General features: G+C 38.1%; 17 protein-coding genes. 3 read left to right on the forward strand and 14 right to left on the reverse strand.

All coding sequences use genetic code 11. The features are described 5' to 3' along the window. From FZ949_RS00945 to FZ949_RS00980, 8 genes are read right to left on the reverse strand one after another with little or no spacing between them, the layout of a single operon-like run. Positions 1 to 432, reverse strand: coding sequence for an FxsA family protein (locus FZ949_RS00945; protein ID WP_107952503.1), 432 nt, complete (start codon positions 430 to 432; stop codon positions 1 to 3). After that, entirely contained in the window at positions 429 to 2,129 is a 1,701-nt protein-coding gene (locus tag FZ949_RS00950; protein ID WP_107952505.1) for a proline--tRNA ligase, read from the reverse strand. Before FZ949_RS00950 ends, FZ949_RS00945 begins: the two co-directional genes overlap by 4 nt. Next, positions 2,119 to 3,402 carry a glutamyl-tRNA reductase gene (gene hemA / locus FZ949_RS00955; protein WP_103579611.1) on the reverse strand — a complete coding sequence of 428 codons (1,284 nt, stop codon included), beginning with the start codon at positions 3,400 to 3,402 and terminating at the stop codon, positions 2,119 to 2,121. The genes FZ949_RS00950 and hemA overlap by 11 nt, the downstream gene beginning before the upstream one ends. Continuing rightward, entirely contained in the window at positions 3,402 to 4,295 is an 894-nt protein-coding gene (locus tag FZ949_RS00960; RefSeq protein ID WP_103579610.1) for a polyprenyl synthetase family protein, read from the reverse strand. The genes hemA and FZ949_RS00960 overlap by 1 nt, the downstream gene beginning before the upstream one ends. 10 nt (positions 4,296 to 4,305) lie before the next feature. Then, entirely contained in the window at positions 4,306 to 4,737 is a 432-nt protein-coding gene (locus FZ949_RS00965; protein WP_084041454.1) for a hypothetical protein, read from the reverse strand. Further along, a complete protein-coding gene (locus FZ949_RS00970; RefSeq protein ID WP_103559057.1) occupies positions 4,730 to 4,984 on the reverse strand; it encodes a DUF2018 family protein in 255 nt (84 codons plus the stop codon). Before FZ949_RS00970 ends, FZ949_RS00965 begins: the two co-directional genes overlap by 8 nt. 48 nt (positions 4,985 to 5,032) lie before the next feature. Further along, positions 5,033 to 5,656, reverse strand: a complete 624-nt coding sequence (locus FZ949_RS00975) for an HAD family hydrolase (RefSeq protein ID WP_103579609.1) — start codon at positions 5,654 to 5,656, stop codon at positions 5,033 to 5,035. After that, positions 5,653 to 5,985, reverse strand: a complete 333-nt coding sequence (locus FZ949_RS00980) for a hypothetical protein (RefSeq protein ID WP_009293722.1) — start codon at positions 5,983 to 5,985, stop codon at positions 5,653 to 5,655. Before FZ949_RS00980 ends, FZ949_RS00975 begins: the two co-directional genes overlap by 4 nt. A gap of 106 nt (positions 5,986 to 6,091) precedes the next feature. Between FZ949_RS00980 and FZ949_RS00985 the strand changes: the two genes are divergently transcribed. Then, positions 6,092 to 7,363 (forward strand): O-acetylhomoserine aminocarboxypropyltransferase/cysteine synthase family protein, encoded by a 1,272-nt coding sequence (locus tag FZ949_RS00985; protein WP_148790015.1) that lies wholly within the window; start codon positions 6,092 to 6,094, stop codon positions 7,361 to 7,363. A gap of 39 nt (positions 7,364 to 7,402) precedes the next feature. Here the strand turns inward: FZ949_RS00985 and FZ949_RS00990 are convergent, their stop codons facing one another. From FZ949_RS00990 to FZ949_RS01015, 6 genes are all read right to left on the reverse strand, one after another. Beyond that, positions 7,403 to 7,582: a transformation system protein gene (locus tag FZ949_RS00990; RefSeq protein ID WP_103579606.1), complete on the reverse strand. Its 180-nt coding sequence runs from the start codon at positions 7,580 to 7,582 to the stop codon at positions 7,403 to 7,405. Between the two features lie 589 nt (positions 7,583 to 8,171). Then, on the reverse strand, positions 8,172 to 9,614 hold the full coding sequence (locus FZ949_RS00995) for a potassium/proton antiporter (protein WP_148790016.1): 1,443 nt from the start codon (positions 9,612 to 9,614) through the stop codon (positions 8,172 to 8,174). A gap of 20 nt (positions 9,615 to 9,634) precedes the next feature. Then, complete coding sequence (locus FZ949_RS01000) at positions 9,635 to 10,072, reverse strand: pyridoxal-5'-phosphate-dependent protein (protein WP_103579604.1); 438 nt, start codon at positions 10,070 to 10,072, stop codon at positions 9,635 to 9,637. Between the two features lie 31 nt (positions 10,073 to 10,103). Further along, on the reverse strand, positions 10,104 to 11,345 hold the full coding sequence (locus FZ949_RS01005) for an ArsS family sensor histidine kinase (RefSeq protein ID WP_103579603.1): 1,242 nt from the start codon (positions 11,343 to 11,345) through the stop codon (positions 10,104 to 10,106). Further along, on the reverse strand, positions 11,345 to 12,022 hold the full coding sequence (locus tag FZ949_RS01010; protein ID WP_103579602.1) for a response regulator transcription factor: 678 nt from the start codon (positions 12,020 to 12,022) through the stop codon (positions 11,345 to 11,347). Before FZ949_RS01010 ends, FZ949_RS01005 begins: the two co-directional genes overlap by 1 nt. Before the next feature lie 97 nt (positions 12,023 to 12,119). Further along, complete coding sequence (locus FZ949_RS01015; protein WP_103579601.1) at positions 12,120 to 13,523, reverse strand: Do family serine endopeptidase; 1,404 nt, start codon at positions 13,521 to 13,523, stop codon at positions 12,120 to 12,122. A 155-nt stretch (positions 13,524 to 13,678) separates the two neighbouring features. On the opposite strand from FZ949_RS01015, the gene FZ949_RS01020 reads away from it, so the two are divergent. Continuing rightward, on the forward strand, positions 13,679 to 14,575 hold the full coding sequence (locus FZ949_RS01020) for a DnaJ C-terminal domain-containing protein (protein WP_103579669.1): 897 nt from the start codon (positions 13,679 to 13,681) through the stop codon (positions 14,573 to 14,575). 3 nt (positions 14,576 to 14,578) lie between these two features. Beyond that, entirely contained in the window at positions 14,579 to 14,953 is a 375-nt protein-coding gene (locus FZ949_RS01025; protein WP_072594938.1) for a heat shock protein transcriptional repressor HspR, read from the forward strand. The last annotated feature ends 3 nt before the right edge of the window (positions 14,954 to 14,956 follow it).

The following is a 14,956-nucleotide window of genomic DNA, read 5'->3' on the forward strand; positions in this document are numbered from 1 at the left end:
CTAATTTACTCTTTTTGGCTCTTCTATGACCTCAACGTCGATGATCTCGCCATCATCTTTTTTAGTGCCATGCTCGCTAAAATTTTGGAATTTAAACTCCTGATAACTCTCGTTTTTGGCTGCATTTTTCTTAAACACTAAAGAAAAAACGACTACGGCTATGCCAAAAATATCTGTTAAAATTCCTGGCAGAAACAAAAGCATTCCGCCAAAGCTAAGCCCTAACTGACTAAATAAATTTCCGCCAAGAAAGCTTTTAAACGCCACTTGAGGCGAATTTAAGCTAGAAAATCCAGCATTTAAAAGAAGTGCGATACCCACAAATCCAGAGACTAGCACCTCGAGAAAATAGTTTAAAAAGCCAAATTTATCAACAAAAAGATAGATAAATATTGCTTCTATCAAAAAAAACAAAAATGCAAAAAATCTCATAAGCTTTCTTTTATCTTTTTAAAGGCTTCATTTGCGCCGATCGTTTCTTTGCTTAAACCATCTCTTGTTATAAACTCAACCTTGCCATTTGCAAATTCTTTACCCACAAGCAGCGCATAAGGAAAGCCGATAAGTTCAAAGTCATTCATCTTAACGCCAAATCTCTCGTTTCTATCATCGATGATGACGCTAACGCCAGCTTTTTTAAGGCTCTCATAAAGCTCAAATGCAAATTTTACGCCCTCTTCATCTTTTAAATTTGAAATGATGATCTCGACATCAAACGGCGCACACTCTTTTTTCCAGATGCAGCCCTTCTCATCGTGGCTAGCCTCTATCATCACAGCGATAAGCCTGCTTATGCCAATGCCGTAGCAGCCCATCAAAAATGGCTTTGCCTTACCGTTTTCATCAAGATACGTCGCGTTCATCGCAGCTGAATATTTATCGCCTAGCTGAAAGATATGACCGACTTCTATGCCCTTACTAAGTTTTAAATTTCCACCACACTCTGGGCATTTATCGCCCTCTTTTACCTTTACAAGGTCTTTAAATCTCTCTTCGTTAAATCCGCTAACACTAACGCCAACAAAGTGATAGTCTTTTTCGTTAGCGCCACATATCATGTTGTTTGCGCCCTTTAGCTCGTTATCTATGAAAAATTTAACATCCTTTAGCCCAACAGGCCCACAAAATCCAGCCACAAGCCCAGCCTTTGCCACGTCAGCCTCGCTAGCATCGACAAGTTCTAGCGCCTTGCAAGCATTTTGCGCCTTTGTCTCTTGAAGCTCGTCATCGCCCCTTACGAAAAAGACCACGACCTCTTCTTTATCCTCATAAATCGCCTTTTTCATAACAGCTTTTATGCAGTAAAACTCGCTAACTTTAAAAAACTCCGCCACATCTTTTATAGTTTTTGCATTTGGCGTTAGAAATTTAGCCGCGTCCGCCTCTGGCGCCTCAGCCTCGCTAACTCTTGGCTCGCGTCTTGCAGCCTCAACGTTTGCAGCGTATCTGCAAGCCTCACAGCAAAGTATGTCGTCCTCGCCATTACTTGCAAGCACCATAAATTCTTTACTGCCACTACCGCCAATGGCTCCACTATCAGCCTCAACAGCTCTAAAATTTAACCCCAAGCGGGTAAAAATCTTACTATAAGTTGCCTCCATAAGGTCAAACTCACGCTTTAGATCCTCTTTGCTCGAGTGAAAGCTATAACCATCTTTCATCGTAAATTCACGCCCTCTTAGCAAGCCAAAGCGCGGTCTTGCCTCGTCACGAAATTTGGTGTTTATCTGGTATAAATTTAGTGGTAGCTGCTTGTAGCTGGTCACCTTGCCACGCACCAAAGCAACGGCTGCCTCTTCGTTTGTCGGGCTTATGACAAAGTCATTATCTTTTCTATCTTTAAAACGCAAAAGCTCCTTGCCAAAGACGTTGTAGCGGCCACTTTGCTTCCAAAGCTCACCTGAAGTGACTACGCTAAAGCTCACCTCTAGCGCCCCAGCCTCATCCATCTCCTCTCGCGCGATGCGAGAAATTTTCTCATGCATGATCTTTCCAAGCGGTAGATAGTTATAAAGACCAGAGCCTATCTGCTCGACAAATCCACCTCTTATTAAAAATTTATGACTTGGTAAAGAGGCGTCTTTTGGTGCTTCTTTGGTCGTTGGTGCATAAAATTTACTAAATCTCATCTATATCTCCCACTTGAAAATTTTGCTCTTCTTTTATATCAAATAAAAATCTAACTCCATTTGAAAGCTCACTAGATCCCTCCTCGTCCGCAAGGCTTTTTAGCTTCATCGTTGGCTGGTGCAAGAAGGCTTTAAAAACTTGATGAATGAGCTTTTGTGCCTCCTCATAATCACTATGCTTTAAATAGCCTTTTTTTATCGCTTTTTCTAGCTCGTTTTTAGCACAAATTTCAGCTTGTTTGCGGATCGATTTTATGAGTGGCACGCTCATATCTTCTTTTAAAATTTTTAAAAATTCGCTTGTACCTTGACCTACGATCGAATAAGCCTTTTGTGCTTGCTCCTCTCTTAGGGCTAAATTTTTCCTTACTATCTCCTCTAAACTATCGACCGTATAGACACTAATAAATTCTGTATTTATAAGGTCAATATCCCTTGGCACGGCAATATCAAAAAAGTATCTATGAAATTCTCTTGGTTCGATTATGGCGTTTGTGATGATCGCATGTGGAGCTGCGGTGCTTGAGAATATCAGATCATAATTATTTACATACTCTTTTAATTTCAAAATGCTATCCCAGCTCGCGTTATCACCCAGGCTATCAACCAGCTGCTCGACACGCTCGGAGCTTCTGTTTATAATGATCACCTCTGCGCCGCTTGATATGAGGTGCTTTGCTGCTAGCTCACCCATCTCGCCAGCGCCAACTACGATAGCTGTTTTGCCTTCAAGCGTGCCAAAAATTTCTTTTGCCTTTGCCACAGCAACGCTTGAAACGGAGATCGGGTTTTTAGAAATTTGAGTTTCGTTTCTAACTTTAGCAGCGCATTTACATGCATAATGGATGATTTTACTGATTTGTTCGCCACAAGCTGAGCTATCGTAAGCAAATTTAAAGGCATTTTTTAACTGACCAACGATCTGAGTTTCGCCGACGACTAGGCTATCAAGCGAGCTTGCCACGGCAAAGAGGTGGTGCACAGCTCCGCTATCTTCATAAATATCAGCCCTCTCATAAAGCTCATCTTCAAAAACACCTGAAAATACAGACATGCACCTAAACGCATGCGTCGTTGCACTTTCTAGATCACTAACGCTTGCAATTATCTCGACGCGGTTGCATGTGTTTAAAACCATGCATTCGTTTATGCTTTTGTTTGATCTTAGTAGTTTTAAAATTTGCTCTTTTTTCTCATCGCTATCAAATGCAAGCTTCTCTCTGACCGAAATATCAGTATTTTTATATGTAAAACTTATGTCTAAATAGTGCATCAAAATTCCCTATCTATCATGCTTTTTATGATCCCTTCAAGCTCGGCGTTTTTATACTCTTTTATCGATTCTATCGCTTCAGTCCCAAGCCTTTTTGCTTCATTTACCGCTTTTTGAAGAGAATTTGTCTTAATAAATTCCTCTTTTAGCCATGAAATTTCGCCAGCGTTTAGCTTCTTTGCCCAAAGCGATCTAAGCTTTGCTTTGCCAGCTTCGTCTAAGCTCTTATAAAGATAAATGTAAGGAAGTGTAGTTTTGCCTTCAACGAAGTCATTGAGTGCTGGCTTGCCAAGCGTTTTCTCATCTTGAGTTATGTCTAATATGTCATCCACGATCTGAAAAGCAAGGCCTAAATTTTTGCCATAAATTCCAAATTTCTCGCTATCTTTGCCAGCTAGCTTTGCTCCGCAAATAGCCGTGGCTTCTATCAAAACAGCTGTTTTATAGTAGATCATTTTTAAATATTCTTGCTCGTTTTCATTAAAATTTTCAGCCATTTTCACATCCATCATCTCGCCGATACTTAGCTTGCTGACTGCATCTGAGATGATAGCTGCGATGCTTGAATCAAATTTTGTAAGCTCAAAATAAGCCTTTGAGTAGAGGATGTCGCCCAACATAACCGAGTTTTTACTACCAAAAAGCGCGTTTATGCTTGGCTTGCCGCGTCTTATATTTGCCTCGTCTATGACGTCGTCGTGCAGTAAGCTTGCAAGGTGGATAAGCTCGATGATAGCGCAAAGCTTAAGAGAATTTTCGCTCTCTCCTGCGATCTTTAAAAGAAGTTTTGAGCGCAGCTTCTTGCCTGAGCTTATCTTTACAAACATCTCAAACGCCTCTTTATAGCCAAGCTCGCTTATAAATTTACCCATTATTTCATCGATTTTATCCATTTTTATCCTTCTATTTAGCCTCATCTGGATCTCTAAAACCCACATCCACACGCTTGCTCTCATCTAGCAAAGCCACCCTAAAGTGCGCCTTTTTATCCTTAAAATCAATAAATGATATATAAAGGCTCACGCTCTCATTTGGCGGCATCGTAAAATCAGGCAAAACTCGCTGCATGTAGGTGTTTTGTCCTTGCCTTAGCGAAAAGACCATCTGCCTTGGATAGCGCCTAAAAAAGCTTTGCACGGTGATGTTTGTGCTATCAAACAGTGTCCAGCGAAAGTCAAACGTTTCAACCCTTTGAGTTCGCTTTTCAGTTATAAAGACCCTAGCCCACTCATCTTTTTTAAGCTCAAATGTATGCACCGAACTTGGGTCAAAATTTGGCTCTTTTGCAAAGACAAGAGCGACCAGCAAAGCAATGAGTGCAAAAATCTTACTCATTTTGGCTTAAAATTTCTCCGCTAAGCTCGATATATAGGTCATTTACTCCGTTATAAACTTTATCTTGCTCTGAGGCTATAAAATTTCTGATCTCGTCCTCGCTAACGCCATACTTTTCGCAAAGCTCGCTCATAGCCACAAATTTCTCAAAAATTTTATCTATTTCATTTTTAACCAAAACGGCATTTGCGTTAAACAAAATGTCATAAAATTTATCCCTCGCGCTGCCCTCAAATATATCTATCATCGCTGTTTCTTTGAAAATTTCTTAAGATTATAGCCAATTAAAACTAAGTTAAAAATTTAATATTATCTCCCAAGCCTCGCTAACGTTTTTAGCATTATAGGTCGCTGTTTTGCTCTCCTCGCCAAATCCCCAGCAAACTTGCACATAGGGCATGTTTGCATTTTTGGCAGCTAGCTCGTCTTTTAGACTATCTCCAACAAAGATCGCCTTGCTGGCTCCAGTTTTATTAACAGCTAGGTGAAGCATTGCAGGATCTGGCTTTTGTGGTATCTCTTTGCTAGCGCCGATGACCTCGTCAAATAGCTCATAAATTTCATTTTTCTTTAAAATTTTCTCTAGTGTATCGTGCGGTGCGTTGCTTGCCAAAACGACCTTATAGTGATCCTCTCTGCACTTTTTCAAAAGCTCTTTTATACCCTCATATGTAGTCGCATACTCATCGTAAAACTTCTTAAATTTCTCTTCAAAGCCCTCTTTTAAACTCTTGCTTGGCGTGTCGATGCCGTAAAACTCAAGGGCCAAATTTCTACCTGGCTCATTGATCGCTTTTATGATAAATTCTTTTTCAAGTGGCGCTAAATTTAGCTCATCTCTTACTTCATTTACCGTTTTATATATCGCCTCACCGCTATCGATCACTGTGCCATCCATATCAAAAATAACTACTTTCAATCCTCATCCTTAAATTTATTTTTATGCTTCTCTTTTTTATACGTCTTTTGATTTTTTAGCTTATCAAGTAGATTTGCCGCTTTTAAAAGCTCATCTTTTGGGGCATTTTTGATAAGCAAATTTATAAAATTTTCTAGCGCCTTTGAGTATGGCTGATCAAGATAAACAGCTTCGACTTTTTCGATAACTTTCGCGTTTTTCTCAACTCTTTGGCGAAACTCAGTCTCGTCAAAGTCATCTCTTTTTAGACCATTTATCGCTGATTTTGCAAATTTTTCTAGCGCACGAAGATATTTTACACGCTTAAATTTGTCCGTGACTTGGTTCAAATTTTTCCTTTTTTTGGCAAATTATATCAAAATTTGATTTTATCCCCTAAATTTTGGCTTTGCTAATGTATAATTTACGCCAAAATTACTTAAACAAGGAGCAAAAATGAAGCAAGAAACCGCTGCGATCCACGTAGGCTACGATACAAACGAGGGCTTTGGCACCATGGCTGTGCCTATTTTTCAAAGCACAGCTTATGACTTTGGAAGTGCCGAGGTCGCGGCCGCTAGGTTTGATCTAAAAGATAGTGGCTACATCTACACAAGACTTAGCAACCCAACGACAGATATCTTTGAAAAAAGGGTCGCTGCACTTGAGGGCGGAGCCGCTGCGATAGCGACTGCAAGCGGTCAGTCAGCTTTGTTTTACAGCATTATAAATTTAGCCAAAGCAGGCGATAATATCATCATCGCTAAGAAAATTTATGGTGGCACGACAGTGCTTTTTACGCACACGCTAAAGAGATTTGGCATAGAGGCTAGAGTCTTTGACAGCGACACTGCTGATGATCTAGAGAGTTTGATAGACGATAAAACGAGGGCTATATTTTTTGAAACGCTTTCAAATCCGCAAATTTCTATCCCAAATATCGAAAAAATAGTAGAAACCTCAAACAAATATGGCGTCATTAGCATCACCGATAACACCGTGCCAACGCCTATCATTTTTCAGCCACTTCGCCACGGCGTCGATGTTTGCGTGCATAGTGCGAGCAAATATATGAGTGGTCAGGGTCTTAGTCTAGCAGGCGTGGTCGTCAGCGCAAACCACCTAAACGAAAAGCTAAAAGACAACAAGAGATATGAGCACTTTAACGTGCCAGATGCGAGCTATCACGACATCGTATATGCTGATATGACCGATCGTTTTGACATATACACGCTAAGAATGAGGCTTGCTATCGTGCGCGACATCGGCGCTGTGATCTCTCCGTTTAACTCTTGGCAGCTCATACAAGGGCTTGAAACGCTCGCTGTTAGAGTTGAAAGACACTCACAAAACGCGCTAAAAGTGGCTAAATTTCTAAACTCTCACAAGCATATAAAAAGTGTGGCTTATCCTGGGCTTGCTGACAACGTAGATCACGCAAAGGCGCAAAAATACTTTAAAGATGGTATGGCTAGTGGATTATTTTGCTTTGAGACAGATAGCTTTGAGCGCGCAAAAAAGATGTTAGAGCGCGTAAAACTCTTTAAGATCGTAGTAAATATCGGCGATACAAAGTCGCTCATCACGCATCCAGCCTCAACAACCCACCAGCAACTAAGTGGCGAAGAGCTTCTAAAAGCCGGCATCACAAAAGAACTAATAAGAGTTAGCATAGGCCTTGAAAACGCCGAGGATCTGATAGCTGATCTGGCTCAAGCCTTAGAATAAAGAAATTTCTAGCTCATTTTTGGGCTAGAAATTTAAATTTCACTCAAGCTTGCCACATATCCTCTCGCACTCTTTTGCTTGCCTTATAAATTTTATAACAAAAAAGATGACAAGTAACGGCACGCTTATATACCAAAAAGCAAAAAAGGCAAGCAGAAAAAACATAAATAAGAATGTTGCAAAATATACCAAGACCGCAAGGATGATACTATCAAGCATTTTGCCTCCCATTTTGCTAGTGTTTTAGTGATTTTATAAAAAGCAAAATAAAATAAGACTGAACAGATTTATTTTCGGCTCTAAAATTTGAGCTAAACGGTAAGCGAAGCTAAATTTTAGTAGGTAATTTTACATATATGAAGCTCAGGCAAATTTTAAAATTTCATGAACGAGTAATTTCGGCTCTGATTTTAGTGGCAAGCTTTGCGAAACCAAAATTTAGTAGTCAATTCTTGCGAGTAAATGAAAGTTTTAAAATTTGCTTTGAGGTGTAAATTTATCAAAAGGGAGACAAGATGACTCAAGTTACGGTCTGCTTGCAGTTGCGAGCTTGCGAAGCAAAGCCGTCCCCTTATCCCCCTTTAATCCCTCAATCACCTCGCACATCAGAGGTAGCACACAAAGGTGCTAACGCACCGCATGCTATTAAAAACTCTGGCAAATTTTAAAATTTATGAGCGAGCATATCACGGCTCTAAATTTAGTGCTAAACGAAGTGTAGCCTAAATTTAGTAGTCTGCTAAGGCGAGTGAGTAAAGTTTTAAAATTTACAAAGAGAAATAAAATGTGGCAATTTTTATCAAAAATTTTAATATGTCAAATACTTAATCGTATCTTGATAAAGCACTTGGTTTTCGCATTGTATCAGTAGCAAGTCATTTTCTTCAAAGATTGTTGAGCCAGTTGGCTTTTGATACTCGTTTTTACGCTTTATTAGGATTATTAAAAACTCAGTTGGAAGCTCAAGCTGAGCCAAATCTTTGCCAATTAGTTTTGAGCCATAGTGGATGGTATGCTGGCGAAGCGTGTAGCTTAAGATCGGCGAGTTTTCTACTGCCTTAACATCCTCTTGCTCACTCTCTTTAACCTTAAATTTATCAGCTGCAAAGCCAAGCGACATGCCCTGTATCAAAATAGAAATCAAAACCATAAAAAATATAATGTTAAAAATCATATCCGCATCACGTATGCCATCTACATAAATATAGGTAGCTAGCACAACTGGCACAACACCTCTTAGTCCAACCCAAGAGATAAAAATTTGCTCATTTATCTTAAATTTTGAAAATGCAAGCGATGCAAAAACACCAAGTGGTCTTGCAAAAAACATAAGCCACAAGGCCAAAACAAGCGCCATTAGTGCCGTTGCTGGAAGCTCGGAAGGATTTACCAAAAGACCAAGCGTCAAAAAGACAACTATTTGCATAGTCCAAGCGATACCATCATGAAAACCGACTAAATTTTTCTTATGAGAAAACTCTTTTTTATTTATAAAAATTCCAGCTATATAGACAGCCAAATAGCCATTGCCACCAACCTTAAAGCAAAGTGTGTATAAAAGCAATATCCAAGCGATAGAAAAAACTGGATAAAGGCCCCAGCTTTTTAGACGAAGTCTATTAAAAATAGCCGGTAAAGCAACGCCAAATAAATAGCCCATAGCGATACCTATACCAAACTGCTTAACTAGTGTAATAGCCCACTCAGATACTGTCGGCATGGTATTTAGTGAGATCATTTGAACGATCGTCATAGTTAGAAATATCGCCATTGGATCGTTTGAGCCAGATTCAAGTTCAAGCAATGGCGCAATGCTATTTTTAAGTGAAATTTTCTTAGCTCTTAGTATGGCAAATACCGCTGCTGCGTCCGTTGAAGAGATGATGGAGCCTAGCAAAAAGGCCTCCGCCCAGGTAAAATCAAGCAGATATTTTGCAACTGGAGCAATAGCTAGTGCGGTTAAGAAAACACCAAGTGTAGCAAGCGCTAAACCTCTACCAAAGATAGGTTTAATCGCTGCAAAATCAGTATCTAGCCCACCAGCATAAAGTATAAATATGAGTGCCAGCATGCCGACATTTTGAGCGATCATTTGATCATCAAAATTTACGCCCAGCAAGCCATCTGAGCCAGCTAGCATGCCAACGCCTAAAAATATTATTAAAGATGGAATTCCAAATTTATCAGAGATCTTACTTAAAAGAATGCTAGTTATAAGCAAAACTGCAAAAAATAGTAGTAAATTCTCCAAATAAACTCCACAAAATTATATTAAATCATGCTTTCAAAAGCTTCAAATTTTTCTTGATTTGAAAGCATTTCAAGCAATATGCCATAATTGTCTTTTATCTCATCTTGAAGCTTAGTAGTAAGCTCTTTAGCATTTCTTCCATCTTTTGGATAGCTCACCATCAAATCAATTGGCTCAGCGTTTAAAAACTCTTGAATACCAGATAATAGCTCACTAGCTCCTCTTTCATTTGTTCCATGAAGCACGACCACATAATGCTCGTTCTCTCTTACAACAACATCAGTTTGTCTTAAAAATTTTTCAAATAGTTCACTATACTCTTTAGTACTTGGCAAAGAAAAATATATCAAAGATAAATTTTTTGCATAATCTTTTACATTTTTATAACGATTTATAAAAGCTATTTCAAGATCTATTATTGATAAGATATCAACTGGTGAGAAAATTTTTGCTGCCATTTTTAGCCCTTTTTTGTTTATTATGTTTTATTTAAGTCACTATTATATCTTGTAAATTTTCAAAAACAAAGACATTCATTCCGTTTTTATATTCGTATCTAAATTTGAGTCCATGAGCATCAAGTATGTTGCTAACTATATATAAACCTAGTCCAAAACTCTTTTGTGTATCCTCTCCTTTGATGAATGGCTGGATATAAAAATCGAGGTCATTTTTTAGCTTCTCACCTTGGGTTATAAATTTCATATGTTCTTTATTAACGATGATATTTACATGTTTATCAGTTGAGTATTTTATGCCATTATCTATCATATTTTTTATAGCGACTGAAAATAGCTTGAAATCAACAAGCACTCTAACCTCATCAAGCTCGCTAATGCCAACATGCTCTTTTTCTACCATTGCTATATCTATGGCTTCATCGATAAGATCTCTCATAAGACAAGGCGTTTTATTGCTAAGTCCTATTTTTGATGTTATCTGCTCGATCGCAGCAAGCTCATTTATTAAATTTTCAAGCTTGTGAAAGACAGAGATTAGCCTCTCTTGATTTTTACTTTTTTCTATCATTTGAGCGGCTATTAGCCCCTTTGTGATAGGAGTTTTTAGCTCGTGCATAATGTTTCTTAAAAAAAGATGCCTTGAGTCATTAAGTGCCTTTATCTGGCAAACCGCCTCATAAAATGCCTCTGAAACTTCAGAAATTTCATCCTTGCCGTTGCCGACATTTTGCACACCTTCAAGCTCACCATTTGCGAATTTTACGATCTGACGCTTTAGCTTTCTAAGCGGCTTTATCTTATATATGACAAAAATGTAAGCACCTAGCAAAATGACCGCAACCACCAGAAAGACAGCCTTTATCACCTCGTATCTGTAAGGCTGAAATTCTTTATCCATTAAAAGCTTTAGCTCGTCTAAATGCTCAATCCTTAAGTAGTGGTGTTTGTCATAAAGCAAGATCGCACTTGAGCCTAGATCACTTGAAATTTCTTCTAAAACGGTCGCTTGTTTTAAAATTTCATCTTTTTTCTTCTCGTCTTTGATCTCTGGCATATCGATATTTGAAAGCTGACGGTCGTACTGAGTTTTATTTATGATGCCACCCATATAAAACAAATTTGTCCTAGCAACGTTTGAGTATTTGTTATTTAGCTCTCTTGTATAGTTTTGCTTATCAAAGCCCATGAGCCACAAAAAAGCTAGAAATATCGAAACGAGCGCAAGGGCAAAGATAAAAGTTATGGTTATAAAAATAGACGATCTTGGCATCAAAGAACCAATTTATAGCCGATACCGCGGATCGCGTGGATGTATTTTGGCTCTTTTGGATTTTCATTTAGTTTTTGGCGAATTCTGCCGATGATGACATCTATGCTTTTGTTTGAGCTATCTTCGTTTATGCTCTCACAGTTATAGATAAGCTCCTCTCTAGTAACCGCTCCGCCCTCTTTTAAAAGTAGATATTTTAAGATATCGTATTCTGCGGCAGTTAAATTTAGTACGTTTCCTTTAAATAAAATTTCACGCTCAAATTCTTTTAAAACCAGGTCTTTATTTAAATTTCTCGCCTCACTTGCTGGGGTGATACTCTGCCTTCTTAGATGACTTTTGATACGAGCCAAAAGCTCTTGTGGGTCATATGGCTTTGGCAAATAATCATCTGCTCCGTTATCAAGAGCATTTACCTTATCTGTTATATCATGTCTTGCACTTGATATGATAATAGGAATATTGTGATTTTTCCTGATCTCTTTACAAACTTCTAATCCGTCCATACCAGGCAGCGTAAGATCTAGTATCACTAGGTCAAATTTACTTGTATTTAGCGTAGATAGTCCGATATATGGCTCTTCGGCAGTCACTACTTCAATATCATAGTTTTCTAGATATTCAGTTAAAATTTCAGCAAGCTCCATATCATCTTCTATCATTAAAATTCTAGTCATGATCTTTCCTGTTGTAAATTTATTTTTAAGGATTATAGCAGATTAAGATTTTAAAAATTTAAAAGGGTTAAGAGCTGAAATTTCAGCTCTTAGATGATTATTTTATAACAAGGCCTTGTATGATACCACCGCGATTTATCCACACTAGTGTCTTTTTGCCTTTTGTATTTTTGATAGTATTTGCAAATGTTTGAAGATCTTTTATACTCTCTTCACCAACTTGCACGATCACGTCGCCTCTTTCAAAGCCGAAGTCTTCAGCTTTTGAGCCTGATTTCACATCAGTTACTAGCACGCCTTGAGTATCTGGGCTGATTTTGTATTTATATCTTATCTCATCACTTAGATTGCTAACGCTAAGTCCTTCGATGATAATGCTTTTTGCTATGTCTTTTGAATTGTGATCAGCGTTTGCAAGCTTGATTTTTGCATTCATTATTTTATTTGATCGCTCGTAAGTTATATCAACGCTGCTATTTGGAGTTAGTGAACCGATGAAATTTTTAAGATCATTTGCGTTTTTTATAGCTTTGTCGTTAGCTGATATGACCAAATCACCTCTTTTTAGCCCAGCCTCATCTGCTGGCATGCCTTGCTCTACGCCACTTATTAAAGCACCTTCTTTATTTGTATAAAGCTCTTTTTGCTCATCAGTTAAATTTGCAATCGTAACGCCGATAAAGCCACGCTCGATCTTGCCGTCAGTTATCAGCTTTTTAGCGATATCTTTTACCATATTTGATGGGATTGCAAAGCCAATGCCGTTATTGCCACCACTTTTTGAAAGTATGGCTGAGTTTATTCCGACCAAATAGCCCCTGCTATCAACCAAAGCTCCACCTGAATTTCCTGGGTTTATCGAAGCATCTGTTTGGATGAAATTCTCATATTGATTAAGGCCTATATTATCTTTATTTAGTCCTGAAATAATACCTTGAGTGATACTTTCACCAACGCCAAATGGATTACCTATTGCAAATACGACGTCTGCATCAAGCAGCTTTGACGAGTCTGCAAAAGTTATCGCATTTAGTCCGTTTGCTTCTATCTTTACGACGGCTAGATCGGTTTTTGGATCACTTCCTATTAGTTTGGCTTTAAATTCTTTACCACCATTTGCAAGAGTTACGACTATTTGATCGCTATCTTCTATAACGTGGTTATTTGTAACGATATATCCATCATTTGAGATAATAACGCCAGAGCCAAGCGAAGTAGTTTTTTCTTTTTCTTTTGGTTTTGCAAAGTTAAATCCAAAAAATTCATTGAAGAAAGGGTCGTTAAACATCTGCTCAATGCCAGCGTTATTTACCGTTTTTGTAGTTGAAATATTTACAACTGAAAGCTTTGCCTGAGCGATCGAGTCATAATAAGAAAGTACGCTATTTTTATCGCTAAGTGGCGAGACTCTCGTGATATTAGAGTTAGCTTCATTAAATTTAATATCAGCCCCCACTAAAAAAGAAGCTGCTACTAATGAAATTAGCACAATCTTTTTCATTTTTTTCCTGTAAACTAAAAATTTTTGCAAATTATAAAGATAGTTAAAAAATAAAATCTTAACACTTTTTCTTGTTATTAAACAAAAATAAACTTGACTTGCATAGACTAAAGCTTTGTGATATAATCCGTATCAAAAAAATATAAGGAGAATATATGAGTGAAAGCTTATATGAGACTTTAGGGGTTTCAAAGGGTGCCTCAAGCGACGAGATAAAAAAAGCTTATAGAAAACTTGCTAGAAAATATCACCCAGACATCAATAAAGACCCTGGAGCAGAAGATAAATTTAAAGAGATAAATGCTGCTTATGAAATTTTAAGCGACGATAAAAAACGAGCTCAATACGACCAGTACGGCGATACTATGTTTGGCGGTCAAAATTTCCACGACTTTGCTAGTAGTTCAGCCGATATGGGTGATCTAAATGAAATTTTAAGGAATATCTTCTCAGGTGGCTTTGGCGGCGGTGGAGCTAAATTTAGCAGCGGATTTGGTAGTAATTTTGGAGGCTTTGACGGATTTAGTAGTGGTGGATTTGGATTTGGCGGAGCTGATCTAGACGTAAATGCAAAAATTTCTATACCATTTGATGTAGCTGTAACTGGTGGCGAACATAAGATAAATTTTAATGGCGAAAGCATTAAGATAAAAATTCCAAGTGGCATAGAAGGTGGCGAGAAACTTCGTGTAAAAGGCAAAGGCAAGAGTGCTGGTGGTCAAAAAGGCGACCTCATACTTGCCATTAGCGTTGAGCCAAGCGACGAATATGAAAGAGTCGGAGACGATCTTTATAAGGATATAGAAATTCCACTAAAAACTATGCTTTTTGGCGGAAAAGTCGATGTGCATACTTACAAAAAAGATGTCACGATTAAGATCGCTGAGAACTCAAAAACAGGCACAAAGATCCGTTTAAAAGGGTATGGTGTGCAAAATAGAAAGAGCGGAATTTATGGCGATCTTTACTTAAAAGCCAGGGTAAAACTTCCAAATATTAGTGAGCTTGATGAGGGCTTAGTAAAAGAGTTAAAAGAAAAATTACCGGAGTAAAAAATGCAAAATTATGAAGAACCACTTTTTTTAATAAGCGTTGTTGCAAAGGTTTTAAGCATACATCCACAAACTTTAAGACAATATGAAAGAGAAGGACTTATCGAGCCATCAAGAACAGATGGCAAGATGAGGCTCTACTCACAAAAAGACGTTGATCGCGTAAAAACTATACTAAATTTAACCCGTGAGCTTGGTGTAAATTTAGCCGGCGTTGATGTGATACTTCAGTTGAAAGAAAAAATTGACGATTTAGAATCAACTATTGATGAGCTAAATAAAAAATTGCACGAAGCTACCAGTCAAACTAGCACCAAAAGATCGCTCGTAAAAAGAAAAAATAGCTTTGATCTAGTCTTTTATGAAGGTAAAAAATAATTT

The organism is Campylobacter concisus (assembly GCF_902460545.1).
Classification (GTDB): Bacteria; Campylobacterota; Campylobacteria; order Campylobacterales; family Campylobacteraceae; genus Campylobacter_A; species Campylobacter_A concisus_AE.